The sequence below is a fragment of the Corallococcus sp. 4LFB genome, from assembly GCF_046520365.1.
GTDB classification, from domain to species: domain Bacteria; phylum Myxococcota; class Myxococcia; order Myxococcales; family Myxococcaceae; genus Corallococcus; species Corallococcus caeni.
This window is the reverse complement of the sequence record NZ_JBKGHJ010000002.1, coordinates 1-26,276: the sequence shown is the minus strand read 5'-3', so window position 1 is coordinate 26,276 and position 26,276 is coordinate 1. Positions and strand designations below refer to the sequence as shown.

The window sequence follows — 26,276 nt, the reverse complement described above, 5'->3', positions numbered from 1 at the left end:
CGTTCCGCGGGGAAGGGCAACATAGTCTGATGGTGGGAGGGGTCCCCGAGGACTCCAGGGGGTATGCGCGACACGACACTCTCGCCAACCTATACTCGGGCCCGCAGGACTATCCACCGGGGGCGCTATGAGCCATGTCGTGAACGTGACCGGAACAATCAAGGCGGGACCGCTAGAACAATCCTCCGGCGGTGACTTCAATGTTCTTGTCCGCCAGACAGAACTGACTGCCGCCATGGAGAAGGATGAGGCCGAGCTTATCGTAACCTTCGCATCAGGCGCGCCCTTCGCCAGCACTGCCGGCCCCACCTTCTACCGCTATTTCGTAGCGGAAGGCATGGAGTTCCAAATCAAAGTGATCGAGCAGGTAAACGGCGCAATCCGGCTCATCGTCACCCCCATCGAAGAGCACAACTCGGCAACGTTTCTCTAAGGGGCTCTTGTCGGCGCCCACATGAACGGATTCGCCAGCCTCAGTGAAGGGCCGATTCACGCGCCGCATGCTTCGCAGCTTCGAAGGAGTGCCCTTCGCGGAGCAGGAGGCCCACCTGCGGCGCCTCCTCTCCGTCCTGCCCGTGGCGCGCCTCGGCGTCGATAGGAGCGGAATCGGCATGAATCTCGCCGAGAACCTGGCCCGCGACTGCCCCCAGGTAGTGGCGGAGAACTTCACCAACGAGGCCAAGGAGCGCTGGGCGACCGACTTCAAGATTCTCCTCCAGCGCCGCGACGTTACCCTGCCACGCGAGCGCGAACTCGTCAGGCAGATTCACTCCATCGAGCGCCGCGTCCTGCCCTCGGGGAAGGTGTTCTTCGACACCGAGCGCACCAACTGCGGGCAAGCGGACAAGTTCTGGGCCGTCGTCCTTGCCTGCCAGCCCGAGCGGGGGCCTGAGCGACAAGGCAGCGAGAGATCGGCGTGCGCGTGATTGGCTGACTTCACATTGGCAACCTATTCATCTCCTTCCGGGCATTCCATCAACCACCCTCTCTTTGTGCTATCCGTCCATGGCCCACATCAAGCTCGTCACTATTCGTCGGTTTAAACGCCTTGAGGAAGTCGAAATCCCCATGACCGAATCCACCGTGCTCATTGGGGCCAACAACTCAGGGAAGAGTAGCGTCCTTCAAGCAGTGCACTTTGCAGTTTCGGTCGCACAAACTTCATTGCTCGTGGGGGGCGTAAGCTGGGCAAGCGACAAGTACCAACTCTCATTTAGTCCCACGCAATTACTTTACTCCCCCGTCGCTGACGTTCTTACGCTTGCATCAGGCGGCACTCTTGTCGAGGACACGACCAAGCGCACTGAGATCATCCTCACAGACGCAAGCGGCGACTCATGCACCGTGGCCTTGCGGCGCGGAAGAAATAGAAACATCTCGATTTCCATTGAGGGTCGCAAACTAGGCGAGCGCCTGCAAGACCTCTCATCGCCATTCAGCGTCTACGCACCAGGACTGGCGGGGGTCCCAAAAGAAGAGCACTACATATCTCCCGGCCTAGTGCGGCGTGCAATTGCGCGAGGGGATGCAAACCTCGTACTTAGAAACGTATTATACCAGCTCTCAAGAACCCCGTCAGAGTGGAATCAATTCCATGAAGACATCCAGACGCTTTTCCCCAACCTCAACATCGACGTAACGTTCAATCAGGAAACAGACGAATACATCCGCGCCAGCGTATCCATCGACAAGGGTCCGTCTCTACCATTGGATGCCGCAGGCACCGCTATTCTCCAGGCCTCTCAAATCCTCTCCTATGCCACACTTTTCAAACCCGAAATTCTCATCCTCGACGAGCCAGACTCTCACCTTCATCCCAACAACCAGCGAGCGCTCTGTTCTCTAATCTTTAGACTCTCACAGGCACGCGGGTTCCAGGCCATAATCAGCACGCACTCAAGGCACGTTCTCGATGCGATGCGCAGTCGAGGGAATCTCGTGTGGCTCAGTCAAGGAGCAGTTGTAAAAGGAGTTGAGCACGAAGAAACCAAGATGCTTCTCGATATTGGCGCCCTGGACTCTATCGACTACTTCGCCAATGGAACAACCAGATGCGTGGTCGCCACGGAAGATGAAGATCAAGATGCGGTAAAGCAGGTCCTGTGGAGTTCTGGATTCGTCGAAGACGAGACCGAGGTGGTGTCCTACTCAGGAGTATCGAAGCTCGACGCAGCCATCGTCCTGGGTTGTTTCCTCAAGGAGAAGGCGCCCAACATCCGTATGGTTGTTCACCGAGATCGCGACTACATCTCAACCGAAGAGGCAACCCGCTTCACGGAATCACTCAAGAAGAACGGGATCGAATCGTTCATAACCGCCGGCAACGACATCGAGTCACAGTACCTCTCAACAGACCACATCACATCCACACACCCAGGCACTCCGCAGAACCGCGTCGTCGAACTCCTTGAGCAAGCCCGCTTAAACACGAAGGACAAATCGCTAAAGTCGATAATCAACATCAGAACTGACCAAGCGATTCGAAAAAGGAACAAGACCGGTTCATCGGTTGACCATGGAGAGATTGCCCTACAGGCTCAACGAGACTACGACGCCAGTCCTTCATCAATGGCGCGCGGAAAGCTCGTCTTAAACGAACTCAAGGCCCTCCTTCAAAAGGAACTCGGCACAAACACCACACTAATCGTCCCATCTCAGCAGCTTCAAACTCCCGACCTCATGACGATTGCGGCAAAAATTTGGCCCCCCAAGCAACCAGCAAGCTCCGGCCCATCAGGGCTCGCCTCACAGAACACAATCACCACCTAACCGCTCAGAACGAGTGGGAATGCCTTAGGGGACATGGGCCTCATGAGCAAGTCAGAGAGAATCAGGGCCGAAGCCGACCGCCGATTCATCGACCACGTCCTGCACTTCACGCGGGTAGAGAACCTGCCAGGCATCGTGAAGGAAGGCATCCTCTCAAGAGCTGAACTGCAAGTGCGCCAACTACGCGCCTATGTCAGCAGCGGCCAGCGATGGGACGGCAATGACAAGGCCGTCTCCGTGTCGATCTCTTGCATCAACTGGCGGATGTTCAAGTTCAAGGAAAAGGGTTTGGAGGAAGCTGGTTGGGTAATCCTCTTGATTGACAGGAGCATTCTTTGGACGCATGGTTGCAATTTTTTTAGCGAGAGCGCTTCAAAAACTTGGATGAAGAAGCAGGCTCGTGGTGGCTGGTTGGGCGAGCCCGCAGCCTTTGAAAGAATGTTTGAGGACCGGACGGACGAAGATGGGAAGTCGGTCCGGGTGAAGCGGGGTGTGCCTGAGTACCAGACTACTGACTCTGGCGCCGAGGTGCAGGTTCTCAAGCCAATCGCCCCTGATCTCATTGTCGGAGCATGGGTGGAGCGGGACGACTTGGTTGAGCGCGTCAGAGCCGACCCGAACCGGTTGCCTCAAGGGGCATGTGAGGTTCGCGTGAGCGACTTCTCTGGGGAATGCCCCTTCGACAATCTACTACTCCGGCCACGCCAAGCACGGTCTGAGATGGCCGAGGTCTATGACGAGTTTTCCGCCGATGAGCATGGTGGTGATGCCTATTTGAGTGACGGCGTGTACGTCAGCTCTGACGGCAGATTGCGTGGAGTCTGAGGTATCCTCTCAGATGCGGCTTGGCGTCTTGCGGAAAAGGGGTTGAGCGCGCAGGTAAAGAGGCCGGTGCAGCTGCCGGCAGCAACGCAGCCAGCGGGCAGGTGGCGGTCCTGCCGGTCTGGGGATTGGTTCAAGGCGAGCGAGTCAGGTGCCCCTTGGGAGCTGAGCTATCCCCTCATTTAAATTTCACCTTGGAGAAACCATGAGCAGCCGACCAAGCGAGCTTAGGGGGTGAATCAGAAATGAGGGGATGCCTCAGCTTTACCCCGGCACAACCATCCACACCAGCTAGCGCCTCAATATTTCATCAAATCCAGCCATGACCCTGCCTCCGTTCAGGGCAAACTTGGGCAACGCATCTCGGACAACCCCGAGCTGCTCACTCTGGTGCTCGACCGCCTTTGGATCGAGAAACTCGGACGCGACCCACCCGTTCATAAGCTGCCGTGCCTCGATGGCACCCGCGCGCCGGTGCCTGATGACACATGGATCGCGGGCTGTCGCTTCATCTACCGCGCCGAGGTCTCGGGCACGGCGCCGGAGCAGACCTTCCGCCTCACCGCGCGCGGGATGAAGGGCCCCGTGGTGGAACGGGTGCTGACGCTGGACTCCCAGTACACCTGGGGCCCCGCCGATCCAGGCTGCGCGCCCTAACGCGGGGTTGGCGCGGCAGGGCGCGAATCGGGCCTTGAACCACCCGAGCAGTCAGGCGCTCCACGGAAGCGCTGTGGGGATGACAGAACATGGAGGCAACCCCATTTCAATCCCAGAAACAGCGGGATATGCCGGAAGGAGTGCTTTACGTTGGCACCCTTCTCGAAGTGGGGGTCATCCATGCGCGGCTCACAGGTCCTCGGTATCGCTCTCGTCTCCAGCATTGCCTTCACTCCGCTCGCGGAGGCGAAGAGCGTCTCCTTCTCTGGCTATCAATGGGAGGTGCGCAGCGGTCAGGGCGGCCCGGGCCCCAATGCCTGGGATGACCGCAACGCCTGGGTCGATACGAACGGCTACCTCCACCTGAAGATTGCCTGGCGCGACGGCCGCTGGACGACGGCGGAGGTCTACATGCCGCAGCAACGGCTGGGGTATGGCACCTACCAGTTCAAGGTGATTGGCCGGCCAGACCTCTTCGACGACAACGTGGTCCTGGGCCTGTTCAACTACACGCGTCCCGACGTGGGCCCGGACGGCACGAATGAAATCGATATCGAGTTCGCGAAGTGGGGCGGCAGTCAGTCGCAGATGGGCAACTGGGCCGTGTACCCCGCGGTGACGGGCGTCCCCTACTCCCATCAGGCCTACGCCATCAGCCTCGGAGGGACCTACTCCACCTACCGCTTCCAGTGGTCCTCGACGCAGGTCTACTTCCAGGCCTTGCATGGCCACCAGGATGGCAACACCAACCAGATGGCCAGCTGGCTGTTCAATCCGCCGGACTACGTCCAGCGCATTCCCCAGAACCCCCTGCCCGTCCACATGAACTTCTGGCTCTTCCAGGGACGCGCGCCCAAGAACGGTCAGGAGGCGGAGATCGTCATCGCGGAGTTCAAGTTCATCCCCGCTCCGTAGACGTCAGGCGCGGGTCAAAGCGAACAGGCCGCACGAGGAGCACGCCGCTTCTGGACGAAGCGGCTCACCGCGGCCTTGAAGCAAGCTGGCGCCGTGAAGAGCAGGAAGTGCGGCCCACCCTTCACGGTGAACAGGTTGACGCCCGCGGCTTCGGGCAGGAGGCGCAGATGGGCCTGGGCGCCAGCGAGGGGCGTCTTCGGGTCCATGTCGCCCTGGAGCACCAGCACCGGCGGAAGCGCGGCGGGAGATTTGCCGAACCACTCGTCGCGCGGATAGGCCAATGACGTCCGGCCGACGAGCTGACCCGGCAGGCTGCTGACGAACAGGAACCGGGCCGCTTCAGCCTCCACCTGGGCCTGGGTGAGGTCTGGCCGGGCGTTGTTCTCGGAGGCGCTGATAACGGCGACCAGCGGGATGGACACCGGGGACTGAGGGAAACGGTCGAACCGGGCGCCCAGTGCCTCCAGGTCCTGCTCAACCTGCTGCAACGGCTTGAGGTCTCCGCTCCGGAGGCCCGAGAGGACGAGGGGAATCCGCGCCCGCAGCTCCGGGCTGTTCAGCAGTGCGCCGAAGAAGAGCTTCGGACGTCCCCCCGGGACGGCCTCGGACAACTTGGGATCGTCGAAGAGCCCCTGCATCGCGGCGACCGCCGAGCCCCCCAGACGCGCCCGGCAGGCCGGGTCCGCGTCGCACTTCGCGAGGACCGCGCGGCCCACCTCTCGACGACGGCCGAGCGATGGCTGAGGTCCCATTGCTCCGTCGTCTCCGGTGGAACGAGGGAGTCGAGCACGATGCCATCGAGGCGCCGCGGCGCGGCGACCGTCATCATGCGCAACACCAGCTGCGTGCCGTAGGAGACCCCATAGAGCCACGTCTTCCGGCCCGTGGAGTAGCGCTCCATCAGCGCGCTCAAGTCGCGGGCGGAGTGCGTGAGGGTGAAGGCGCGAGTGCGCTTGGAATCGGACTCCAGCGCCTCGAAGCAGGTCGCCCACTCGGCGCCTTCGAGCGCGGCGCCCCCGGCACTGTCGACGGCCTCCTCCTTCTGGCAGAGCCGGCTGGAGAAACCCGTCCCGCGATGGTCCGGGACCAGCAGGTCGTATCCCGGGAAGGCGGCCCGCAGGGTCTTCAGCAGCGGGTAGAACGAAGCCCCTGACTCGCCGGGCCCACCCGCCACGAGCCAGACCTGCCCGGCCGAGCGGCCCGGAGCCGGGAACTTGCGCACGAAGAGCTCGATCCGCTCACCGCTCGGGGCCGCGTAGTCCAACGGCGCACTGAAGCGAGCACAGAGGGAACCGGCGAGCGCCGCGTCCGACTTCGCGTCCTGGCAACCGGCGAACCCGTCGGCACGGGGCGCCGTGGACTGCTCGGCCGCGTGCGCGGGACCGACCAGGACGAGTGCACCCCAGAGGGCGACCACGGCTGCGAAGGCGGGGCATTTCATGTTCAGGCTCCGGGAGAGCCCGGGAACTTCCCAGAGCGGACCCAGGATCGCAATTCATTCGGGTCTTGACCGCATTCACCTCAAAACAGGCAGCCGGCGGCGTCAGCGAGCCTGCCTGTCATTGAAGTCCCGTGTTTCACGAATGAAGCCGATAACAGGGATGGACAGACATCTGTCTTGGCCTCCAGCCAACGTCGGGAATTCCGGGACTGGCGCGCGCGGTCCCCCTCCCCTCCCCTGGACAAGGTGTTTCAATTTTCTTATACAGCTACAACCCGCGCAGCCATGCGTCCCGGGCGAGTTGGCGGCGGCGTCCCCCCCGGGCGCCGTTGAAAGGCACATCCATGTTTCATCTGCGACGGCTCTCCCTGTGTCTGGGATTCCTCCTGCTCTCCGGCACCGCGTCCGGCATGCCCCTGGCGGATGGGAAGTTCTTCATCCACGGCTACGGGCACCTGAGCACCGGCAGGACCTGGGAGAACGTCTACCTGGGCGGCAACGAGGAGCTGGGCCTGCATGACGTGGGCAGCACGCTGCTGGTCCGGGCCCTGCCCACGGAGCGCCTCGTCGTCAACACGCAGTTCTCCTTCGAGAAGGCGCCCGGCCAGGACCTGGAGCTGGAGGTGGACTACGCCTTCGCGGAGTACGCCTTCTCCGACAAGTTCCACCTGCGCGTGGGCCGCAACCAGCTCCCCCTGGCGCTGTACTCGGAGATCTACGACGTGGGCACGCTGCGGCCCTTCAACGCCCTGCCGCAGGGGACGTACGGCCCCACGTCGATTGGCGTGGAGAACTACAACGGCCTGGGGCTCACCGGCCGCATCAACCTGCCGGCGGAGTGGATGGTGGAGTACGACGCCTACGGCGGCTTCCTCGACCTGAAGGAGCCCCTCGCCCAGGACTGTGACGAGACGGAGGGCGGGCTGTGCGTCATTGAGTCCCAGCTGGCCGGTGGGCGGCTGGCGCTGTGGGCGCCGCTGGAGGGGCTGCGCTTCACCACGTCCGGGTTCGTGTCCAGGACCCCGACGAAGACGGCGGATGGCAGTCACGACGTGCTGGGCGTGCTGGGCGTGGGCGCCGAGTACCTGGGCGAGTCGCTGTGGCTGCGGGCCGAGTTCTTCAACCTGTTCTCCGAGCAGGCCAAGGCGCGCACGGGCTACGTGGAGGCGGCGTACTTCGTCACCCCGCACTGGCAGGTGGCCGGACGCGTGGAGGGCTCGCGCACCTGGGCGCCCACCGCCGTGCCCCAAGAGCTCATCACCTACCTGCGCCACCGCGAGGTCGCCGTGGGGCTGAACTACTGGTTCGACCCCCACCTCGTCTTCAAGGTGTCGTTCCACAACGTCATCGGCAACCGCTTCGCCATGCCCGAGGCCACCGACGACCTGGCCGCCCTCCTCCACCCGGAGCCCCACACGCGGCTCCTGTCCCTGGGCTCGCAGTTCAGCTTCTAGCCCCGCCCCCCTCTGGAGACGCCATGAGAACGCTTTCCCTGCTCCTGTTGTGTGGGTTCCTGGGGCTCTTCGCCGGACCGGCGTGGGGTTCACCGTCGGCGACCTACAAGGTCGTGGTCCATCCATCCAACCCGGTGACGGAGCTGAGCCGCGCGCGGCTCTCGCAGCTCTTCTTCAAGAAGAGCACCCAGTGGGATTCGGGCGTCACGGCGCTGCCGGTGGACCTGAACGACAGCTCGCCGGTGCGCGCCGCCTTCTGCGACGAGGTGCTCAAGCGCTCGCTGCCCGCCGTCCGGGCCTTCTGGCAGCAGCGCATCTTCTCCGGCCGCGACGTGCCGCCCCCCGAGCTGCCGTCGGAGACCGAGGTCCTCGCCTTCGTGCGCGCGAACCCTGGCGCCGTGGGCTATGTGCCCGCGAGCACCCCCACCCCCGGGTTGAAGGTCCTCACCATCCTGGACTGAGAGAGCGAACCCGGCGCCATGCGATTCCAGCACAAGGTCCTGCTGCTCCCCGTCCTCGCGGCCCTCTTCCTGGTGGCCATCATCGGCCTCTCGGAGCTGCTCGGGCGCAGCACCCGGGGGCACCTGGAGCGCATCGAGAAGGGCTATGTCCCCGCGGTGCTGCTCAGCCGGGACCTGGACGTGCTGATGCAGCAGCTGCAGCGGGGCCTCCAGGACGCGGTGGCGGCGGAGGACCTGGAGCAGCTGGCCGAGTCGGACGCCATCGCGAAGCGCTTCCTCCAGCGGCTCGCCGAGGGGCGCTCCAATCCCGCCATCGACCCGGGGCGCCTGGACGCGCTGGAGGCGCAGCTGCGCGACTACGTGGCCTTCGCCCGCGACACGAGCGCGCGGATGATCAGCAAGGACGCCCAGGCCGCCTCCCGGCTCCCGGAGATGACCGCGCGCTACAACCAGGTGCGGGCCGCGCTGGCGCGCGCCACCGAGGAGGATCAGCGGGAGATGCGGGTCTCGTTCGCCGTCACGCGGGAGGAGCACGACAGCTCCCAGCGGCGCCTGGTCCTCCTGGGGATCATCCTGCTGGGCGTGCTCGCGTCGCTGTCGGTGTGGCTCGTGTCGCAGGTGGCCCAGCCCCTGCTGCGCCTCACGCAGGTCGCCTCGCGCATCGCCACCGAGGGCGACCTCACCCAGGTCATCCACATCCGGTCCGAGGATGAGATTGGCCTGCTGGCGCAGAGCATCAACCACCTGGTGCAGCGCCTGCGCACGATTCCCGTCACCCTCCAGGAGACGCTGACGGAGCTGGCGGGCAGCGTCGAGGGGCTGACGTACATCAGCCGCGAGCAGTCCCAGCAGCTGTCGCGCCAGGCGTCCAGCATCGAGGAGGCGAGCGTGGCGATGCGGGACATCCAGGAGCGGTCGCTGGAGGCCTCGCGGCAGGCCCACACGGTGCTGCAGGTCGCCCAGCGCGCGGAGCAGACCAGCCTGACGGGCCAGGAGCGCCTGCGGCAGAGCGGCGAGGCGCTGGAGCACCTGCGCGCCCAGGTGGGCGAGCTGATGCCGGCCATCGCGCGGCTCACGGAGGGGTCGCGCAAGGCGTCCGCCATCCTGAAGACGGTGAAGGACCTGTCGGATCAATCCAACGTGCTGGCCATCAACGCGGCCATCGAGGCGGCGCGCTCGGGCGAGCATGGGCGCAGCTTCGCGGTGGTGGCCCGGGAGATGCGGTCGCTGTCCCAGCAGTCCCTGCGCGGCGCGCAGAGCATCAGCGGCCTGCTCACGGAGATGAACACCTCCGTGAGCGCCGTCACCGCGTCCGTGGAGAGCAGCCACCAGAAGATGGCGGAGGGCATCAACGAGGCGCTCTCCTCCGGGCAGAGCCTCCAGCAGCTGACGGAGGCCGTGCGGGACAGCAGCAGCGCGGCCCAGGACATCGTGCACTCCTTCACCCAGCAGAACGCGGGCATCGTGCAGATGACGGCGGTGGTGACGGACTTCTCGCGGATGATGAAGGACAGCGTGCAGGCCAACGCGGACGTGGAGTCCGCCATCCAGCGGCTGGAGGTCGCCTTCCAGGGCATCCATGGCGTCGTGAGCGGCTTCCGCGTCTAGGCGCGAACCGGCCCCAGGTGCCGCTCGTGCGGAGCCTGGCCGTGGGCGCCGCCCGGCCGCTGCGTGCTCCGCATCCGGGTTGAAGCTTCCGTCGCCCGTCATGGGGAGGGGACCCGTGCGGCGTCAGGCCCGCACCTCATCACCGGCTCCGTGAAGGCGGCCAGGTCACCCGAGCCCCTGTCGCGGGGAGGCGGCGCACCGGAGCGTGCCGGGCACTTCGGGCGGTAGCCGACACGCGGGACGGACGGGAGGGCACCTCGTCCCGCCAGGGCGGCGTGCGCACCCTGGGCATCACGTCTTCGCGCGTCCATGCGCAAAGAAGGAGCCTCATGCGCTTGCCTGCCGGAGTCCTCTTCTCGCCGCTGGCCCTGGCCGTGGTCCTGGCCTGCAGCGGCCCCGCGGCGGTTCCTGGCGAGGAGGCCGAAGGCGAACCCTCCGCCCTGGAGCTCCAGGAGGCCGGCGCAAGCGAGGACACGGCTTCGACAAGCGCCCCGTACCGGGTGGAGGACAGCGTCCCGGGCCGGCTCAGCGCGGGCCCGGTCGAGCTGACGGACGTGAACGGCACGCTCTTCTTCGCCGCCACCGACGCCGCGCACGGCTCCGAGCTGTGGAAGAGCGACGGCACCCCCGGCGGGACGCGCATCGTGGAGGACATCCGGCCCGGCCCGGCGGGTGCCTCCTTGCGCGGCCTCATGGCCGCGGGGCGGCGCGTCTATTTCACCGCCGACGACGGCACGCATGGCCTGGAGCTGTGGACCAGCAATGGGACGCGCGCGGGCACCCGGCTGGTGCGGGACATCGCCGCCGGAGACGCGTCGTCGTACCCGCACGCGTTGGCCGCGTTGGAGGGAGTCCTCTACTTCACCGCGTATTCGCCGGAGCTGGGTTTCTCCCAGCTGTGGCGGACCGAAGGCGTTCCGGGCACCACCCGCGTGGTGCCCACGGGACTGGCCTTTCCTCCTACCGAGCTCGTGCCGATGGGCGACCAGCTCTACTTCTTCGGTGGCGACAGGTTCCAGCGGCTGGACGGGAGGACGGGAGCCATCGTCACGCTGCTCGACTTCACCGATCGGGTCGACGTCTACACGGTGGGCCCGGTCGTCGCGGAGGGAGTGCTCTATTTCATCATCGGCCAGTCGCCCATCATCGGCGAGACGGGCGAGGACGGCACACTCCAGGAAGGGCCGCGGCTCTTCACCGTCTGGAAGAGCGACGGCACCCCCGAGGGGACGGTGGCTGTCGCGGACATCCATGCGCTGCTCTCGTTCGACGGCCCGAACACGCTCGCCACCGCGGGACGCAGGCTCTTCTTCACCGCCGATGACGGGCGGGTCGGCGCCGAGCTGTGGACCAGTGATGGCACGTGCGAGGGGACGCGGCGGGTGAAGGACCTCCTCCCTGGCCCGGACAGCCCGCACATCCGGTCGCTCACCGCCCTGGGCGGCGCGGTGTACTTCTCCGCGTACACGCCCGACGCGGGCGACGAGCTGTGGCGCAGTGACGGCTCGCCGCGCGGAACCTTCCGGCTGAAGGACGTGATGCCCGGGCCCGCGGGGTCCAGCATCGCGCAGCTCACCGCGCAGGGGGGCCGGCTCTTCTTCACGGCGCGCGAGCAGGGCCGGGGCCACGAGCCGTGGACCAGCGATGGCACCCCCCGAGGGACGGCGCGGATCGCGGACGCGGTGCCGGGCGCCTTCTCGAGCGCGCCGCATGACTTCACGCGCTCGGGCTCACGCGTGTACTTCGCGGCCACCGAGCCGGCGCGGGGCACCGAGCTGTGGGCCCTGAGGCTCGTCAGGAGCGGCGGTGTGGAGCTGGCGGCCGCCGTGGCCGTGTTCCCCGAAACCGGGGAGGGCGCGGCCCTGGAGCGCGAGCAGGGCGACAGGAGCCGAGCCCCCGGCGCGGGGCCTGCCTACCTGGTGCAGGACATCATCCCCGGACCGGATGATCCCGCATCAGCGCGCGCGCGAGCGTGGGCAGCACGCTCTTCTTCACGGCGGATGACCCGAGCTTCGGCGCCGAGCTGTGGGCGACGGGCGGCACGGCGGCAAGCACCCGGCTCGTCGCGGACCTCCGCCCGGGGCCGGACAGCTCCGGGCCCAGGAGCATGACGCCGTTCGGCGGAGCGCTGCTCTTCTTCGCGGACGACGGCATCCACGGCTTCGAGCTCTGGCGGAGCGACGGCACGCCGGGCGGCACGCGGCTGGTGAAGGACATCTACCCGGGGCCGAGGGCAGCCAGTTCTTCGAAGGCCCGTTCGTGCACGACGGCGTGGCGTACTTCGCTGCGGACGATGGGACGACCGGGGTGGAGCTCTGGCGGACGGACGGCACGACGGCCGGGACGCGGAGGGTCAAGGACCTGTGGCCCGGGCCTCTGGGCTCCAGCCCCCAGGCCTTCATCGAGTTGGAGGGGCGCCTGTACTTCATGGCCGTGGAGGAGGCGACCGGCTTCGACCTCTGGCGCACGGACGGCACGGCCGCGGGGACCGTCGCGCTGGACCTCATGCCCGGGCAGGAGAGCCTCCTGTTCTCGGACGCCGTCGCGGTGGGTGGGCTGTTCATCTTCCACCAGTACTCGGAGCTGGGCGACGAGCCGTGGCGCACTGACGCGACGCCGGAGGGCACCTTCCTCCTCGCGGACGTCTACCCCGGGTCGAACAGCTCCTTCCCCACGGACCTGACCGTGGTGGGCCGGCGCGTCTTCTTCGTCGCGGAGAACCCCGAGGTCGGCCGCGAGCTGTGGGTGACGGACGGCACCCGTGACGGCACCGTGCTGGTGAAGGACATCACTCCCGGCGCGGTGATGGATCCGCCGCAGTACCTGGCGGCCTTCGACGGACGCCTCTTCTTCAGCGCCCAGGACGGGGGGGCCACGGGCCGGGAGCTGTGGGTGAGCAACGGCACGGCGGCGGGCACGCGGCTCTTCAAGGACCTCGCCCCCGGGCCGCCAGCGGGTCGCCTGCGTGGCTCTTCCCCGTGGCCGGCACGCTGCTGTTCTCCGCGGATGACGGCCGCACCGGACCGGAGCTGTGGAGGAGCGATGGCACGCGCCGCGGAACGCGCCAGCTCCAGGAGCTGGCGCCAGGACTGACAGGAGGGGACCCGTACCTCTTCACCGCGACGCGCGAGCACGTCTACTTCTTCCCCGGCGTCTCCCCCACTGGCCGGGAATGGTGGGCCCTGGAACGCGAGGACCTCACCCACTGACAGCGGCTCGGGTGCCTCCAGAGCCGGGACCGGGCTCAGTTCGCGGTCGTGGTGAGGTTCGTGAAACCCCAGCTCGAGCCGCTCCACGCCAGCTGCATCACGTTGTCATTGCCCGCATCGCTGCGCCATCGCTCGGGACCCTCTCTCTTAGCGCATCGGGGGGAGCGCCGCTGACGGGCCCCCCCGGCTGTCCATGTCATCCGGGCCAGCCGCTCAGCGGGACGCGGAGGGCGCCGCGTCCTCGCCGAGCAGCAGCTGGCGGACGATGGGCACGGGCGGGTAGCCGTGGGAGACGACCGCGTCGTGGAAGCGCTGGAGGCTGAAGTCCTTGCCCCACTTCACCTTCGCGTCCTCGCGCAGCTCCATCAGCATCTTCTTGCCCAGCGCGTACACCAGGTACGTCGGATCCGACGTGCCACGGCGCGCCTCGCGCTCCGCGTTGATGCGCGTCATGTAGGCCTCCTTCTCGAAGAGGCTCACGGCCTGGTCGTACGTCATGCCACGCGTGTGCAGGGACAGCCCCGCCACGTAGCGCGCCAGCCGCTGGAGGTAGAGCGCCAGCTGGTTCAGCCGCAGCCGGTCCGCCTGGGGGCCCGCGCCGCCGTAGCCCTCGTCCAGCATCATCTGCTCCGTATAGAGGCCCCAGCCTTCACTGAAGGAGCCGGAGCCCAGCAGCCGGCGCACCTTCGACTGGATGCGGTTGGTCCACAGGAACTGCACGTAGTGGCCCGGGTACGCCTCGTGGATGGAGACGAGGGGCAGCGCGTAGCGGTTGTAGAAGCTCATGTGCTGCTCGGACTGCTCCGCGCTCCACGCCGGGTCCGGCGGCGTCACGTAGTAGTACGCCTCCGTCGCCTTCGTCTCGAACGGGCCGGGCGTGCTCATGCTCGCGAAGGACAGCGCGCGGCTGAACACCGGCGTCTCCGCCACCTTCGCGCGCACCTCGCTGGGCACCGTGATGATGCGGTGGTCGATGAGGAACTGGCGGATGTCTTCCAGCGTCGCCGTCGTGGTGGACACCAGCTCCGCCCCGGCCGGGTGGTCCTTGCCCAGCTCGCGGTAGACGTCCATGGGCGCCTTGCCCGGCGCAATCCGTCCCGCCACCTCGCGGAACTGGTCCTGCGTGCGCTTCATCTCCGCGCGTCCCCAGGCCAGCAGCGAGTCGATGCTGTCGGTGACGCCCTCCTCGTACTGGAGCTTCTGGCGGTACGTCTCCTCACCGATGGCGAAGTCCCCGTTCGAGCGGGGCAGCAGGTCGTCCTTCAGGAAGCGGATGTACCCGTCGATGGCCTCCAGGCAGCGCGCCTGCTCCTTCTTGAAGGCCGCCTGGAGCGCGGCGTCCTGCACGGGCGCGAAGGCCTGCGGCAGCGTCTGCGCGTAGAGCGAGCGCGTGCCCTTCACCTGCTCCAGGGCGATCTCCGTCCACAGCTTCGGCGGGTTCTGGAGGTTCGCCGGCGCCGCCGCGAACACCTCCGGCACCAGGGCCATGCGCTTCACCGCCGAGCGCATCCGCTCCTCCAGCGGCGCGAAGTCCCGGTTGATGAGCTGGTACACGGCGTTGGACGCGAAGCCCAGGTAGGCGTTGGGGTTGCGCTCCCACGGGCGCACCGTCTCCAGGTCCAGGATGCGCGCCCGGAAGTGGTTCATCAGGATGTCGTAGTCGGCCTTGTCCTGGGGAGGCAGCGCGGCCCGGTCCACCGCCCCGGGCAGCGCCGCGAGCCGGTCCTTCAGGAACGCCAGGTGCGACGCCCGCTCCTCGGGCCGGAAGCCGCGCAGCTCGCCGTCATACGTGTGGACACCCGCGGACGTGGCGGACATCGGCGAGCGGCGGAAGTGCTCCTCGAAGTACGCGTCCACGAAGCCGCGCAGCGCTGCCTGGGCGGGGGACGCCGTAGGGGCGGCGGCCCGTGCGGCGTGCGACTCCGCATGGACCAGTGGGCGTGACGAGGTGCAGCCAGGGGACAGCAGCAGCAACGCGGCGAGGACGCTGGGGGTTCGCAGTGCGTTCATGGGGCCTTGGGGGAGGGAGACTCGGGGTTGGCCCCGTCCGGGGCCTGCTTGATGAAGTCGATGAACGCCCGCAGCGGCGCGGGCACCAGACGCCTACCAGGGTAATAGAGGAACGGTCCGGAGAAGCGCAGCCACCAGGGTTCGAGGACGGGCTCCAGCGCGCCGCTCTCCAGATACGGCCGCAGCCAATCCTCGAAGAGGCTCACGATGCCGGTCCCCGCGAGCGCCACGTCGACGGCGAGATCCGCGCCCCCACCCAGGCCCACGATCAACGGCCCCGTCGGGTCGACCCGCACCACCTCGCCGTCGCGCTCGAACTCCCAGGGCGTCATGGCTCCGCTCGAGAAGCGGCCGCGCAGGCAGGCATGCTGGAGCAGCTCCCGGGGATGCTCCGGCCGGCCATGACGCGCCAGATACGCCGGAGCGGCGGCGGTGGCGAAGCGCTGGACGCGCGGCCCGATGGGCACCGCGATCATGTCCTGCTCCAGCCGTTCGTCGTAACGGATGCCGGCGTCACATCCCGCTTCGATCACGTCGACGAAGCTGTCCTCGGAGATGACCTCCACGCGGATGTCGGGATAGGCGGCGAGGAACGGCGGGAGGATGGCGGGGAGGACCAGCCGCGATGCGCTGACCGGCACGTTGAGCCGAAGGGTTCCCGCCGGCTTGCCGCGAAAGCCGTTCACCACGTCGAGCGCGGCCTCCATTTCGCTCAACGCCGGGCCCAGGCGTGCCAGCAATCCCTCCCCGGCCTCGGTGGGGACCACGCTGCGCGTCGTCCGGTTGAGCAGCCTGACTCCCAGTTGCTCCTCCAGACGGCGGACCGCATCACTGAGCGAGGACGCCCCCCGGCCACTGAGGCGCGCGCCATCCCGGAAGCTGCGGGCCCGCGCCACCACCACGAAGGCATTCAAGTCACCCAGGTCGACCTTCACTGTCCGCCGCTCCGCACGACCTGTACGGGCCGTGCCCTGTTATCGCGAGAGCCCACAACGGATATCCCTGCCTCATCCCAAAAAGGAGATGGAGCATGCCCGGTTTCGACCCGTCCAACACCTTCCCCCTCGGTGACCGTCCCGTGAAGCGGCTCGGCTATGGCGCGATGCAGCTCGCCGGCCCCGGCGTCTTCGGTCCGCCCAGGGACCCCGCCGCCGCGCTGGCCGTGCTGCGCGAGGCCGTGGCTCGCGGGGTCGACCACATCGACACCAGCGACTTCTACGGCCCGCACGTCACCAACCGGCTGATCCGCGAGGCGCTCGCGCCCTACCCCAAGGACCTCGTCATCGTCACCAAGATTGGCGCCCGGCGCGGCGAGGACGGGTCCTGGCTCCCGGCCTTCTCGCCGGAGGCGCTGAAGCAGGCCGTGCACGACAACCTGCGCAACCTGGGGCTCGACGTGCTGGACGTGGTCAACCTGCGGATCATGTTCGACACGCACGGCCCCGCGGAGGGCTCCATCGAAGCGCCGCTGACCGTCCTCGCGGAGCTCCAGCGGCAGGGCCTGGTGCGGCACATCGGGCTCAGCAACGTCACCCCCACGCAGGTCGCGGAGGGACGCCGGATGGTCCGCGTGGTCTGCGTGCAGAACCAGTACAACCTGGCGCACCGGAGCGATGACGCGCTCATCGACGCGCTGGCCCGCGACGGCATCCCCTACGTGCCGTTCTTCCCGCTGGGTGGCTTCACCCCGCTGCAATCCTCCAACCTGTCCGCCGTCGCCGAGCGCCTGGGCGCGACGCCCATGCAGGTCGCGCTCGCGTGGCTGCTGCAACGCGCGCCCAACATCCTGCTGATTCCCGGCACGTCCTCCGTCGCGCACCTGCGGGAGAACCTGGCCGCGGGGGACCTCAAGCTGCCGGATGACGCCCTCCGGGAGCTGGAGGCCATGGGCCGCGCCACCGCGCACCCCTGAGGCTTCACGTTGCAGGCACGGGCACACGTCTTCCTACCGCCCGTGCCTCTGCGTCCGGGGAAGACGCCAGCGCTTCCTGCCGCGACGCGCGCCCCGGTCCGCCCGCCAGGCCCCGCGCTCCGAGGCCGCCCCGACCTGGCAGGTGTTCGGAATGCGGCATGCGTTCTGCAAAACCAGAGGACCTCACGTCCACCTGTCCTGCGTGAAGAGGTCCCATGTCCGCCAACTACAAGAAGTTCTTCGCCGGCTCCCGCAACGTCCCGAAGGGCATCTCCCTGGGCTATCCCGTTCCCGGGCCGCAGGAGGCCAGCGCGGATCAGATCGCCGGACAGGCGTTCTTCGCCACGCCGAACGAGTGGAGCGACATCCAGTCCTCCGCGTATGACTTCATCGTGATTGGCACCGGGCCCACCGGTGTGGCCTTCATCGAGCAGACGCTGAAGCACAACCCGAATGCGCGCATCCTGGTGCTGGAGCGGGGCGGCTTCTGGCTGCCCACGCACTACCAGATGCTGCCGCTCGCCTTCCAGGCCGCGACCGGCTCGCCGCCCACCACCTATCCATGGACGCGCACGACGCGGATGGCGACGTCGGAGCTGGAGTTCTTCCAGGCCGGCTACATCCCCGTGCTGGGCGGCCGATCCACCTACTGGAGCGCGTGGTGCCCGGCGCCGGCCCGGACCTCATGCGTGACTGGCCGCGGGAGCTGATCGACGTCACGCTCCAGCCGGGCTTCTGGGACCGCGCCCGGGCCTTCCTGCACGTCACGTCGATGGACAGGATCCACGATGGCGTCTACGGCAACCTCCAGCGCCAGCTCGACGTGAACCTCCGCGAGAACTTCAAGCACGCCGTGCCCTCGGCGGGGAACGCGTTCCCGGCGCCCATCGCCGTGGGCCACACTCCGTGGAAGGGGGTCAAGTTCTACAAGTACTCCACCGTCGGCACGCTGCTGGACCTGCAGCAATCCCAGAAGGCGCTGGCGGCCCAGGGCAAGGGACAGCCCCTGACCATCGTGGACCACTGCGTCGTCGACCGCCTGGTGCATGACGGCCATGGGACGGTGACGGCCCTGGAAACCAGCCGCGGCCCGCTGGCGGTGAGCTCGGCGAAGGTCGTCCTGGCGATGGGCACCATTCCGCCCGCGACGCTGCTGATGAACTCCTTCAAGGAGGCCCTGCCGAACATTGGCAAGCGCTACACCGGGCACTTCATGTCTCACATCACGGCGCGCGTGAAGCGCTCCGCGTTCAAGGACCTGTCCTCGCTGGAGATTGGCGCCACCTACCTGGACGGCAAGGCGCCCAATGGCTTGCAGTACCACGTGCAGGCCAGCGCCTTCGCCGCCGCGAACCCGGAGGCCGACGAGAGCACCATCGCCCACGAGGCGCCGGACGCGGCGGCGGTCGCGTCGATGGCGCAGCTGAAGGGCTCCGAGGATTACGTCGTGTTCGTCTGCGCGACCCTGGGCGAGGTGAGCGAGAAGAACCCCGAGAACTGGATCCGCATGAACGGCGGCACCGACCCCACCACCAACATCACCCTGCAGCTCCAGCCCGGGGTGCAGGACCACCACCTGTGGGACGTGCTCGACGAGGCGACGTATCAGACCATCGACGTGCTGGCGGGGCGCGCGGGGTGCTCGGGCTCGGCGCCGGAGGTTGAGTATTGGGTCGACGACGCGAGCGGCAACGGAGGCGTCTGGCAGTCGGAGCGGCCGGGCAAGCAGAGCATCCGCCTGAACATCATCGTGCACGAGGCCTCGCCGCTGTGGATTGGGACGGACCCGGCGACCTCCGTGGTCGGCCTGGATTACCGCCCGCACGGCGTGCGCAACGTCTACGTGACGGGCGGGGCGCTCTTCCCGACCTCCGGCTCGTGGAACCCCACGCTGACCATGTGCGGCCTGGCGCAGGACCTGGCGGACCGGCTCCGCGGCTGAGCCGTGAGGCGCCTGACGCCAGCCCGCTACTCCCGGAAGAAGGACGCCTGCTGGAAGCGCAGCCCCGCGAGGATCTGCTCGACCCGCGCGTCGGAGAGCGCCCCGATGCGCTCGCCGAGCCGGGCCTTCTCCACCGAGGACACCTGGGACACGACCACGACGCTCCGCTTCGCGAGGTCGCCCTCCCCCTCGTCGAGCAGCACGTTGCCGGGCTCGCCCGCCTTCTTCAGATTGGAGGTCAGCGCGCAGACGATGACGGTGTGGACGCGGGAGCGGTTGAAGACGTCTTCCTGGAGGACGACGTAGGGGTGGGCGATGGCCGGGACGGAGCCGCGCGCCTCGTCCGGCTCGCACCAGAACAGGTCGCCTCGGCGAATCGTCTTCGGGCCCGTGCTCATGCGGCGGGTTGTCCCACGCGGTGTCGACCGGGGGCAATCCTTCCCAGGCTCGCGCGTTGGTTGTAGGCAGGGGACGCATCCGAGCCTGCGAGGAGAATCACCATGCGGTCCGTGTTCCGGGATGGCGAAGGGCACCTGCGCAACGGCTGGAAGGCCCTGGGCTTCCTCGTGGTGACCGCCGTGCTGATGGGCCTCATGATGTGGCTCCAGTCGCTGCTGCCCCTCGCGGTGAAGCAGGTCGTGCAGCCGCCCTTCGTCGCCTTCCTGGCGGTGCTGCTCGTGAGCCTCGACTTCCTGTATCTCGAGCGCCAGCCCCTGACGTCGCTCGGCACGTCGTTGGACCGGCGCGCGGGGCGCGACCTCGGCGCGGGCGTCCTGGGTGGCATGGTCCTGGTGGGGCTCGTGGCCGTCTGCGGCTGGGCGGCCGGGGGCTACCACCTGGAGCGCGCCGGAAATCCCCAGGTGGCCGCGGTCGTGAAGGCGGCCTGGCTGATGCTGGGCGTGGCCCTCTTCGAGGAGACGCTGTTCCACGGCTACCTCTTCCAGCGCGTCATCCGGGGCCTGGGCACCTTCTGGGCGCAGGTCGTCCTCTCCCTCGTCTTCTGCCTCGCCCACCCCTTCAACACCCAGATGGACGTCCCCACGCGCATCGTGGCGATGCTCACCACCTTCCTCGCGGGCTGGATGCTGGGCCTGTGCTACCTGCGCACGCGGCACCTGGCGTTGCCGGTGGGCGTGCACATGGGCTGGAACTGGTTGCTGGGCGTGATGGGCTTCGGCGTGAGCGGCAATGAATCCCACGGCTGGTGGACGCCTGTCTTCCACGGCCGCCCGGAGTGGGTCTCGGGCGGCGCCTATGGCCTGGAGGCGTCCATCTTCAGCGCCGTCGTCCTGGCGCTGGCCATCATGGGCCTGACGCGCTGGAAGGGTTCAGCCGCGCGGGACGGCCACCTTCAGCCGGAGGGCCCTTCCCTGGCCAGCAACGCATAGGCGAACGGAGCGCGTCGCGAAAGGCTACTCGCGCGACGGCAGCGGCGGTCCCGGGCGCGGCGTGTACCCGTTGGCGCTCACGGAGCGCGCCGCTTCGCGCCGTCCTCCGGGACTCCGGCATGCGCGGCAGGCCGGTGAGGAGGGGCGGCGCCTCCGTGGGAGCGCCCGCGACGAGGCCCTCGCGCAGCCGCACGAGGTGCGCCTGGTGCACCGCCCCCAGCGAGTCCACACCCGACACAGTGCGTCCCATTTGTTGGTACAGGACATCGCACTCGCGCTCCGGGGTGATGCGGACCCGCGCGTCCGTGCGCGACGCTGCCTCCAGCGCACGTCGAACAACCGGAGGTGCTGCATGCCCAGCGTCATCGTGGTGGGAGGGGGTGTCGCGGGTCTGACGGCCGCGCACGAGCTGGCGGAGCGCGGCTTCGAGGTCCACGTCCACGACGTGCGGACGACCTGGGGTGGCAAGGCCCGCTCGCAGCCGGTGCCCGGCACCGGGACGCAGGGGCGGCGCGACCTGCCAGGCGAGCACGGCTTCCGCTTCTACCCGCGCTTCTATCGCCACGTCATCGACCAGATGCAGCGCACGCCCGCGGTGGCTGGCGTGGCCACCCCCACCGTCGACCAGCACCTCCGGGCCACCACGGAGAGCGCCGTCGCGCTGGTGGACGAGGACACGTGGTATCGCTTCTCCCGCCGCAAGCTGGACAAGCCCTACGACGTCCTGGAGGCGCTGGAGCTGTTCTTCCAGAAGCTGGATATCGACACGGCCGACAGCAGCCTGCACAGCCTCAAGATCCTCCAATTCCTCTCATCCAGTGACGCTCGCCGGTTCGGGCAGTATGAACAGCTCTCCTGGTGGGACTACTGCCAGGGGGATTTCTACTCGCCGAAGCTCCAGCGGCTGCTGCGGGCCGTCCCCCGCACGATGGTCGCCATGGATCCGAAGCGGGGCTCCGCGCGGACCATTGGCACCATCTCCATGCAGCTCATCCTCGACTTCGCGCAGAGCGGGGTGAACAACGACCGGACGATGGGCGGCCCCACCAGCCAGATGTGGCTCGACCCGTGGGTCGCGCGGCTGCGCGCCCTGGGCGTGCAGCTCCACGCGGGCGTGCGCTGCACCGGGTTCGACGTCGCGAGCGGGCGCATCTCCGGTGTCCGCTTCGCCAACGGCGAGTTCCGCGCCGCGGACCACTACGTGCTCGCGGTGCCCCTGGAGGCGGCGCATGCGCTCATCACGCCGGAGCTGGCCGCGTTGGACCCGGCCCTGGCGCGGCTGCGCGCGGCGGCCGTGGAGCCGCTGGTGTCGTGGATGGTGGGGCTCCAGTTCTTCCTCTACGAGGACGTGCCGCTGGTCCGGGGCCACACCTTCTATCCGGACTCGCCGTGGGCGCTGACGTCCATCTCGCAGCCGCAGTTCTGGCGGGAGCTGGGGCTGTTCCGGCGCCAGTTCGGGGATGGGCAGGTGGGCGGGCTGCTGTCCATTGACATCTCGGATTGGAACACGCCCGGCACGTTCGTCCCGAAGCGCGCGAAGGATTGCACGCCGGAGGAGATCAAGACGGAGGTCTGGGGACAGCTCAAGGCGGCGCTCAACGGCCGGGGCGCGGAGGAGCAGGTGCTGACCGACGAGCTGTTGCACTCCTTCCACCTGGACGCGGACCTGGACTACGCCAGCGGGCTGCCGCCGCGCAACACGTCCGGCCTGCTGGTCCACCCGCCGCGCTCCTGGGAGGTGCGCCCGGAGGCCGCGAGCGCCATTCCCAATCTCTGCCTCGCGGGGGACTACGTCCGCACGCACACGGACCTGGCCTCCATGGAGGGCGCGTGCGAGGCGGGCCGCCGCGCCGCCAATGCCATCCTCGACCGGACGCACTCCCAGGCCCGCCGCGCGGACATCTGGCCGCTGGAGGAGCCGGCGTGGCTGGAGCCGTGGAAGCGCCTGGACGCGGCGCTGTACCAGCGCGGACGGCCGCACCTGTTCGAGCTGATGGGCCTGCGCACCGCGCTCCAGGCCTCGGACGTGCTGCGCCGGTTCGCGGCCGTCACGGGCCTCACCGACGTCGACGACTGGCTGGACCAATTCCGCGTCAGCGACATGGTGGACACGCTGCTGGCGCGGCTGGGCATCCGCTGAGCGCCGTGCCGGCGCGCGGGCTATTGAAGGGACGGCTGCGCGGGTTCCTCCTGCGTGCCGGCCTGGGCCTGGGCGTACTCCTCCGCGCCGGTGAAGTCGACGACGCGGCAGGGCTCATCGCCCACGACCCAGGCGTCATGCCCTGACGGGATGAAGGCGACGTCACCCGGCTCCAGGTCCAGCTCCTGGCCGTCGCGCATCTGGATGTGCATCCGGCCGGACAGCACGCTGAGGGTGTGCGCCACCTCGCAGCTCTCCGTGCCCGCGAGGGGCTTCACGTCGTTCGACCATTGCCAGCCGGGTTCGAAGTAGCCCCGGCCGACGGTGAGCGCTCCCAGGTTCAGGACGGTGGCCTCTCCGTGCGCGGCGAAAGGCCGGCGCTCGTCCGCCTCGTTGGCCTTCTTGATGATGGCGCGTGCCATGGTGCAATCCCTCCAGTGAATGGGTCCCAAGGGGAAAGCTGGGGGCCGCGCGCGCTGGAGGAAAGGGTTCGGGCCCGGACACGGCGGTGGACCGGAGCACGGGGTTTGGCGCCCGCTCCCACCTCCGTACCTTCGTGCCGCAGCAGCCGACCCGTGTCCCAAGGGAGTTGAGCCATGCGCCTTCCGTCGCGCCTTGCCCTGTGGGCATGTCTGGTCATCGCGCAGGGGTGTCGCACGCACGCCGAGCCGCCTCCCGCGCCGCCGCCCACGCCGCCCACCGCCACCGCCCGGCCGCTGCACCTGGCGAAGCCGGACGCCATCGAGTTCGAGTTCGGACGGCCCCAGGCCACCGCCTGCAACTGCTTCAGCGCGGACGCCACCGCGAAGGAGGGCGGCGCGTGCGCCACGCCCCGCTTCGGCGCGTACCTGCTCGCGCTGACGTGGGCGCCCACCTTCTGCCGGACCCATCCGGACAAGGAGGAGTGCGAGCACCTGGAGGGCACCTTCGGCGCGACGCACCTCACGCTCCACGGGCTGTGGCCCCAGTTCACCGACGCGGAGGCGCAGGAGCAGCACTGCACCTACCCGGCGTACTGCGGCGGGCTCTGCGAATGCCAGGGCGCCAACGCGCCTTCACGGTGCTTCCCCGACCCCGCCACGATTCCGCCCGCCATGAGCACCTACGGCCCGGGCTTCATCACGGACAACTTCTTCCTCGCGAACCACGAGTGGCCCAAGCACGGCAGCTGCACGGGGATGGATGCCCGGTCCTACTTCCAGAGCAACATCGACGCGCTGCTGTCCTTGCCGGGCGACCAGGGGACGCCGGCCGCGCTCACGGACAACGTCGGTGGCGGCGTGGCGCTGGAGGACCTGCGCGCGTCGTTCGGCCAGGGTGACAGCGTCGCCTTCAGCTGCGACCCGAACTGCAACCTCACCGAAGTGGGCGTCTGCTTCTCGGTGGATGAGCAGCGGCGCCCCGCGGCGCGCATGACGTGTCCGAAGAACGTGACCCGCGGCGCCACCAACAGCTGCGTGGGCAATGGCTCGCAGCCCCGCTGCCCCACCGTGAAGATTCAAGCCGCGAAGCCCTTCGACGGCGGCGGGGGCGGAGGCGGACCGTCCTCCACCTGTGGACAGCCGGGCCAGGGCCCCGCGTGCACGAATGATCAGCTCTGCCAGGGCCAGGGCTGGGTCCGCTGCGCGCGCTCCGGGTGCTGCACCACCGTGCCCAAGCGCTAGGGCCGGCCCGGTCTCAGGCCACGGCCTGGAGGTCGGCGTCGCGCGGCACCTTCGCGGCGGCCACGCGCACGACCTCCGGATCCGCGCCCTCCTTGTGGGCGTTCTCGCTCAGGTGCCGGCGCCAGGCGCGCGCGCCGGGCAGGCCCTGGAAGAGGCCCAGCATGTGCCGGGTGATGGCGCCCAGCGGCGCCCCCTGGCTCAGCTGCGTCTCGATGTACGGCAGCATCGCGTCCACCACCTCGTGCCGCGTGAGGGGCGCCTGCGTGCTCCCGAAGAAGCGCCGGTCCGCGTCCGCCAGGAGGTACGGGGACTCGTAGGGCGCGCGGCCCATCATCACGCCGTCCACGCGGCCCAGGTGCTCCGCCGCCGCGTCCAGCGTCTTGATGCCGCCGTTGAGGGTGATGTCCAGGTGCGGGTACTCGGCCTTGAGCCGGTGCACCAGCTCGTAGCGCAGGGGCGGCACGTCCCGGTTCTCCTTGGGGGACAGCCCCTGCAGCCACGCCTTGCGCGCGTGCACGATGAAGCGCGTGCAGCCCGCGGCGGAGACGCGCCGCACGAAGTCCTCCAGCGTGGGCCACTCCTCCAGGTCGTCGATGGCGATGCGCGACTTCACCGTCACGGGGATGCGCACCGCTTCGCGCATGGCGGCGACGCCGCGCGCCACCAGGTCCGGCTCCGCCATCAGGCACGCGCCGAAGCGGCCGGACTGCACGCGGTCGCTGGGGCAGCCCACGTTGAGGTTGATCTCGTCGTAGCCCCACTCCTCGCCGATGCGCGCGGAGGCGGCCAGGTCCGCGGGCTCCGAGCCGCCCAGCTGGAGGGCCACCGGGTGCTCCGCGGGCGTGAAGCCCAGCAGGCGGTCGCGCTTGCCATGGAGCACCGCGCCCGTGGTCACCATCTCCGTGTAGAGCAGCGTGTGGCGGGAGATGAGCCGGAAGAAGTACCGGCAGTGCCGGTCCGTCCAGTCCATCATCGGCGCGACACACAGCGGCATGGGGTAGGCCAGGGCAGTCATCGCCCTACCCATATCCGGACTCCCGCCGTCCGCCCAGGGTCTCCCGAGGCCCCCTCCGGAAGCAGGCGGGCGACCGGGCCACGCGGGCCCTGCGCTCAGGCCGGAGCGCCGAGCACCACGCCCTGCTCCGCGAGCCACGCGTCCACCAGCCGCTGGCCGGCGTCCGTCAGCGTGAAGCCCAGCCCGGCCCACTGCTGGCCGTTGAGCATCACCACCTGCCCCAGCGCGCGGGCGAAGGCCACCTCCGGCGCGGCCTGCTTGAGCAGCGCGCCCGCGTAGTGGTGCAGGAACAGGTCGAAGTTCTTCGCGAAGTCCGGGTGCCCGGGCAGCGAGTCGCTGCGCGTGTCCGCCGTCACGTCATACGTCTGGATGAACGCGCCGAAGCCCAGCACCTCCACCAGGAACGCCTGCATCCGCGCCTGCCCCCGCACCCGGCCCGGCAGCCACCGCTCCGGCCCCGCCGACGTCTGGAACGTCCACAGCCCGCGCTGACGCGTGGCGGCGAACGGCAGCCCCCCACCCTGCCGCTCGAGCCGGGCCACGCGGCGGTGCACCCGCGAGGGGGCCGCCTCCGAACGCGCGGGGAAGTAGACGATGACCGCCGGGGCCGAGCGGGCGCAGTTCATGGGGGACACGACTCCAGAGGGGGAACACCTGCACCGGAATTATCCGGCGTCAGCGCCCTGGAGTTGCTTCCCGGCCAACGCTTTTCAGGGGCCGCCCGGCGCGGACCCGGCGAGCGCCTCCACGGCCTCGGGGAGCATGCCGCGCTCGAGGGCGTCCTGGAGGGTGTCCAGCTGGGCGGACACCACGGCGCGCGACACCTTCGCGCCCGCGCCGTCGCGCACCAGCAGCTCCAGCGTGGCCTG

The 26,276-nt window shown here is 68.5% G+C and carries 25 protein-coding genes and 1 pseudogene; 18 read left to right on the top strand and 8 right to left on the bottom strand.

The window, feature by feature from the left end:
• The first annotated feature begins 139 nt into the window (after positions 1-139).
• The 6 genes from ACLEQD_RS00395 to ACLEQD_RS00370 all read left to right on the top strand — a co-directional run bounded on the left by ACLEQD_RS00395 (position 140) and on the right by ACLEQD_RS00370 (position 5,163).
• Positions 140-433 carry a hypothetical protein gene (locus ACLEQD_RS00395; protein ID WP_410380849.1) on the top strand — a complete coding sequence of 98 codons (294 nt, stop codon included), beginning with the start codon at positions 140-142 and terminating at the stop codon, positions 431-433.
• Between the two features lie 67 nt (positions 434-500).
• A complete protein-coding gene (locus ACLEQD_RS00390; protein ID WP_410380847.1) occupies positions 501-926 on the top strand; it encodes a terminase in 426 nt (141 codons plus the stop codon).
• A gap of 79 nt (positions 927-1,005) precedes the next feature.
• The gene (locus ACLEQD_RS00385) at positions 1,006-2,769 is read left to right on the top strand and encodes an AAA family ATPase (protein ID WP_410380845.1); all 1,764 of its coding nucleotides are present in this window, start codon (positions 1,006-1,008) and stop codon (positions 2,767-2,769) included.
• Between the two features lie 42 nt (positions 2,770-2,811).
• Positions 2,812-3,594: a DarT ssDNA thymidine ADP-ribosyltransferase family protein gene (locus ACLEQD_RS00380; RefSeq protein WP_410380843.1), complete on the top strand. Its 783-nt coding sequence runs from the start codon at positions 2,812-2,814 to the stop codon at positions 3,592-3,594.
• A gap of 471 nt (positions 3,595-4,065) precedes the next feature.
• Positions 4,066-4,248, top strand: coding sequence for a hypothetical protein (locus ACLEQD_RS00375; protein ID WP_410380841.1), 183 nt, complete (start codon positions 4,066-4,068; stop codon positions 4,246-4,248).
• 180 nt (positions 4,249-4,428) lie between these two features.
• Entirely contained in the window at positions 4,429-5,163 is a 735-nt protein-coding gene (locus ACLEQD_RS00370) for a glycoside hydrolase family 16 protein (RefSeq protein ID WP_410380839.1), read from the top strand.
• 14 nt (positions 5,164-5,177) lie between these two features.
• Here ACLEQD_RS00370 and ACLEQD_RS00365 read toward each other — a convergent pair whose 3' ends face one another.
• A complete protein-coding gene (locus ACLEQD_RS00365; protein ID WP_410380837.1) occupies positions 5,178-5,774 on the bottom strand; it encodes an alpha/beta hydrolase in 597 nt (198 codons plus the stop codon).
• Complete coding sequence (locus ACLEQD_RS00360; protein WP_410380835.1) at positions 5,720-6,604, bottom strand: alpha/beta fold hydrolase; 885 nt, start codon at positions 6,602-6,604, stop codon at positions 5,720-5,722. The genes ACLEQD_RS00365 and ACLEQD_RS00360 overlap by 55 nt, the downstream gene beginning before the upstream one ends.
• 344 nt (positions 6,605-6,948) lie before the next feature.
• Between ACLEQD_RS00360 and ACLEQD_RS00355 the strand changes: the two genes are divergently transcribed.
• From ACLEQD_RS00355 to ACLEQD_RS00330, 6 genes and pseudogenes are all read left to right on the top strand, one after another.
• Positions 6,949-8,058 (top strand): hypothetical protein, encoded by a 1,110-nt coding sequence (locus tag ACLEQD_RS00355; protein WP_410380833.1) that lies wholly within the window; start codon positions 6,949-6,951, stop codon positions 8,056-8,058.
• 23 nt (positions 8,059-8,081) lie between these two features.
• The gene (locus ACLEQD_RS00350) at positions 8,082-8,519 is read left to right on the top strand and encodes a hypothetical protein (protein WP_410380832.1); all 438 of its coding nucleotides are present in this window, start codon (positions 8,082-8,084) and stop codon (positions 8,517-8,519) included.
• 18 nt (positions 8,520-8,537) lie between these two features.
• Positions 8,538-10,127, top strand: coding sequence for a methyl-accepting chemotaxis protein (locus ACLEQD_RS00345; protein WP_410380830.1), 1,590 nt, complete (start codon positions 8,538-8,540; stop codon positions 10,125-10,127).
• A gap of 329 nt (positions 10,128-10,456) precedes the next feature.
• The gene (locus ACLEQD_RS00340; RefSeq protein WP_410380828.1) at positions 10,457-12,238 is read left to right on the top strand and encodes an ELWxxDGT repeat protein; all 1,782 of its coding nucleotides are present in this window, start codon (positions 10,457-10,459) and stop codon (positions 12,236-12,238) included.
• Positions 12,235-12,357: pseudogene (locus ACLEQD_RS00335) on the top strand (ELWxxDGT repeat protein); the annotation flags it as partial. The gene ACLEQD_RS00340 and the pseudogene ACLEQD_RS00335, both read left to right, overlap by 4 nt.
• A 29-nt stretch (positions 12,358-12,386) precedes the next feature.
• Positions 12,387-13,220: an ELWxxDGT repeat protein gene (locus tag ACLEQD_RS00330; RefSeq protein ID WP_410380826.1), complete on the top strand. Its 834-nt coding sequence runs from the start codon at positions 12,387-12,389 to the stop codon at positions 13,218-13,220.
• A 329-nt stretch (positions 13,221-13,549) separates the two neighbouring features.
• Here ACLEQD_RS00330 and ACLEQD_RS00325 read toward each other — a convergent pair whose 3' ends face one another.
• Positions 13,550-15,346 carry a DUF885 domain-containing protein gene (locus ACLEQD_RS00325; protein WP_410380824.1) on the bottom strand — a complete coding sequence of 599 codons (1,797 nt, stop codon included), beginning with the start codon at positions 15,344-15,346 and terminating at the stop codon, positions 13,550-13,552.
• Entirely contained in the window at positions 15,343-16,281 is a 939-nt protein-coding gene (locus ACLEQD_RS00320; protein WP_410380822.1) for a LysR family transcriptional regulator, read from the bottom strand. Before ACLEQD_RS00320 ends, ACLEQD_RS00325 begins: the two co-directional genes overlap by 4 nt.
• Before the next feature lie 95 nt (positions 16,282-16,376).
• Here ACLEQD_RS00320 and ACLEQD_RS00315 point away from each other — a divergent pair, with 95 nt between their 5' ends.
• The 3 genes from ACLEQD_RS00315 to ACLEQD_RS00305 all read left to right on the top strand — a co-directional run bounded on the left by ACLEQD_RS00315 (position 16,377) and on the right by ACLEQD_RS00305 (position 19,200).
• Positions 16,377-17,258: an aldo/keto reductase family oxidoreductase gene (locus tag ACLEQD_RS00315; protein WP_410380820.1), complete on the top strand. Its 882-nt coding sequence runs from the start codon at positions 16,377-16,379 to the stop codon at positions 17,256-17,258.
• A gap of 215 nt (positions 17,259-17,473) precedes the next feature.
• Positions 17,474-17,968 carry a hypothetical protein gene (locus ACLEQD_RS00310; RefSeq protein ID WP_410380818.1) on the top strand — a complete coding sequence of 165 codons (495 nt, stop codon included), beginning with the start codon at positions 17,474-17,476 and terminating at the stop codon, positions 17,966-17,968.
• Positions 17,944-19,200, top strand: a complete 1,257-nt coding sequence (locus ACLEQD_RS00305; RefSeq protein WP_410380816.1) for a GMC oxidoreductase — start codon at positions 17,944-17,946, stop codon at positions 19,198-19,200. Before ACLEQD_RS00310 ends, ACLEQD_RS00305 begins: the two co-directional genes overlap by 25 nt.
• Positions 19,201-19,226: 26 nt before the next feature.
• Here ACLEQD_RS00305 and ACLEQD_RS00300 read toward each other — a convergent pair whose 3' ends face one another.
• Positions 19,227-19,598 (bottom strand): type II toxin-antitoxin system PemK/MazF family toxin, encoded by a 372-nt coding sequence (locus ACLEQD_RS00300; protein WP_410380814.1) that lies wholly within the window; start codon positions 19,596-19,598, stop codon positions 19,227-19,229.
• Between the two features lie 102 nt (positions 19,599-19,700).
• On the opposite strand from ACLEQD_RS00300, the gene ACLEQD_RS00295 reads away from it, so the two are divergent.
• Both ACLEQD_RS00295 and ACLEQD_RS00290 read left to right on the top strand, forming a co-directional pair.
• Positions 19,701-20,588: a CPBP family intramembrane glutamic endopeptidase gene (locus ACLEQD_RS00295; protein WP_410380812.1), complete on the top strand. Its 888-nt coding sequence runs from the start codon at positions 19,701-19,703 to the stop codon at positions 20,586-20,588.
• Between the two features lie 352 nt (positions 20,589-20,940).
• Entirely contained in the window at positions 20,941-22,728 is a 1,788-nt protein-coding gene (locus tag ACLEQD_RS00290; protein ID WP_410380810.1) for an FAD-dependent oxidoreductase, read from the top strand.
• Positions 22,729-22,748: 20 nt separating this feature from the next.
• On the opposite strand, the gene ACLEQD_RS00285 is transcribed toward ACLEQD_RS00290, so the two are convergent.
• Complete coding sequence (locus ACLEQD_RS00285) at positions 22,749-23,150, bottom strand: cupin domain-containing protein (protein ID WP_410380809.1); 402 nt, start codon at positions 23,148-23,150, stop codon at positions 22,749-22,751.
• 174 nt (positions 23,151-23,324) lie between these two features.
• Between ACLEQD_RS00285 and ACLEQD_RS00280 the strand changes: the two genes are divergently transcribed.
• Entirely contained in the window at positions 23,325-24,392 is a 1,068-nt protein-coding gene (locus tag ACLEQD_RS00280; RefSeq protein ID WP_410380807.1) for a ribonuclease T2 family protein, read from the top strand.
• Positions 24,393-24,405: 13 nt separating this feature from the next.
• Here ACLEQD_RS00280 and dusA read toward each other — a convergent pair whose 3' ends face one another.
• Both dusA and ACLEQD_RS00270 read right to left on the bottom strand, forming a co-directional pair.
• Positions 24,406-25,407 (bottom strand): tRNA dihydrouridine(20/20a) synthase DusA, encoded by a 1,002-nt coding sequence (gene dusA / locus ACLEQD_RS00275; protein WP_410380805.1) that lies wholly within the window; start codon positions 25,405-25,407, stop codon positions 24,406-24,408.
• Positions 25,408-25,502: 95 nt separating this feature from the next.
• Complete coding sequence (locus ACLEQD_RS00270) at positions 25,503-26,033, bottom strand: hypothetical protein (RefSeq protein WP_410380804.1); 531 nt, start codon at positions 26,031-26,033, stop codon at positions 25,503-25,505.
• Between the last annotated feature and the right edge of the window lie 243 nt (positions 26,034-26,276).

What these genes read in the sequence shown, in the direction of transcription:
- ACLEQD_RS00390 (WP_410380847.1), top strand. Translation starts at nt 501, where the DNA reads ATGCTTCGCAGCTTCGAAGGAGTGCCCTTCGCGGAGCAGGAGGCCCAC.
- ACLEQD_RS00385 (WP_410380845.1), top strand. Translation starts at nt 1,006, where the DNA reads ATGGCCCACATCAAGCTCGTCACTATTCGTCGGTTTAAACGCCTTGAG.
- ACLEQD_RS00380 (WP_410380843.1), top strand. Translation starts at nt 2,812, where the DNA reads ATGAGCAAGTCAGAGAGAATCAGGGCCGAAGCCGACCGCCGATTCATC.
- ACLEQD_RS00370 (WP_410380839.1), top strand. Translation starts at nt 4,429, where the DNA reads ATGCGCGGCTCACAGGTCCTCGGTATCGCTCTCGTCTCCAGCATTGCC.
- ACLEQD_RS00360 (WP_410380835.1), bottom strand. Translation starts at nt 6,604, where the DNA reads ATGAAATGCCCCGCCTTCGCAGCCGTGGTCGCCCTCTGGGGTGCACTC.
- ACLEQD_RS00355 (WP_410380833.1), top strand. Translation starts at nt 6,949, where the DNA reads ATGTTTCATCTGCGACGGCTCTCCCTGTGTCTGGGATTCCTCCTGCTC.
- ACLEQD_RS00350 (WP_410380832.1), top strand. Translation starts at nt 8,082, where the DNA reads ATGAGAACGCTTTCCCTGCTCCTGTTGTGTGGGTTCCTGGGGCTCTTC.
- ACLEQD_RS00345 (WP_410380830.1), top strand. Translation starts at nt 8,538, where the DNA reads ATGCGATTCCAGCACAAGGTCCTGCTGCTCCCCGTCCTCGCGGCCCTC.
- ACLEQD_RS00340 (WP_410380828.1), top strand. Translation starts at nt 10,457, where the DNA reads ATGCGCTTGCCTGCCGGAGTCCTCTTCTCGCCGCTGGCCCTGGCCGTG.
- ACLEQD_RS00325 (WP_410380824.1), bottom strand. Translation starts at nt 15,346, where the DNA reads ATGAACGCACTGCGAACCCCCAGCGTCCTCGCCGCGTTGCTGCTGCTG.
- ACLEQD_RS00315 (WP_410380820.1), top strand. Translation starts at nt 16,377, where the DNA reads ATGCCCGGTTTCGACCCGTCCAACACCTTCCCCCTCGGTGACCGTCCC.
- ACLEQD_RS00310 (WP_410380818.1), top strand. Translation starts at nt 17,474, where the DNA reads ATGTCCGCCAACTACAAGAAGTTCTTCGCCGGCTCCCGCAACGTCCCG.
- ACLEQD_RS00305 (WP_410380816.1), top strand. Translation starts at nt 17,944, where the DNA reads ATGCGTGACTGGCCGCGGGAGCTGATCGACGTCACGCTCCAGCCGGGC.
- ACLEQD_RS00300 (WP_410380814.1), bottom strand. Translation starts at nt 19,598, where the DNA reads ATGAGCACGGGCCCGAAGACGATTCGCCGAGGCGACCTGTTCTGGTGC.
- ACLEQD_RS00295 (WP_410380812.1), top strand. Translation starts at nt 19,701, where the DNA reads ATGCGGTCCGTGTTCCGGGATGGCGAAGGGCACCTGCGCAACGGCTGG.
- ACLEQD_RS00290 (WP_410380810.1), top strand. Translation starts at nt 20,941, where the DNA reads ATGCCCAGCGTCATCGTGGTGGGAGGGGGTGTCGCGGGTCTGACGGCC.
- ACLEQD_RS00285 (WP_410380809.1), bottom strand. Translation starts at nt 23,150, where the DNA reads ATGGCACGCGCCATCATCAAGAAGGCCAACGAGGCGGACGAGCGCCGG.
- ACLEQD_RS00280 (WP_410380807.1), top strand. Translation starts at nt 23,325, where the DNA reads ATGCGCCTTCCGTCGCGCCTTGCCCTGTGGGCATGTCTGGTCATCGCG.
- dusA (WP_410380805.1), bottom strand. Translation starts at nt 25,407, where the DNA reads ATGACTGCCCTGGCCTACCCCATGCCGCTGTGTGTCGCGCCGATGATG.
- ACLEQD_RS00270 (WP_410380804.1), bottom strand. Translation starts at nt 26,033, where the DNA reads ATGAACTGCGCCCGCTCGGCCCCGGCGGTCATCGTCTACTTCCCCGCG.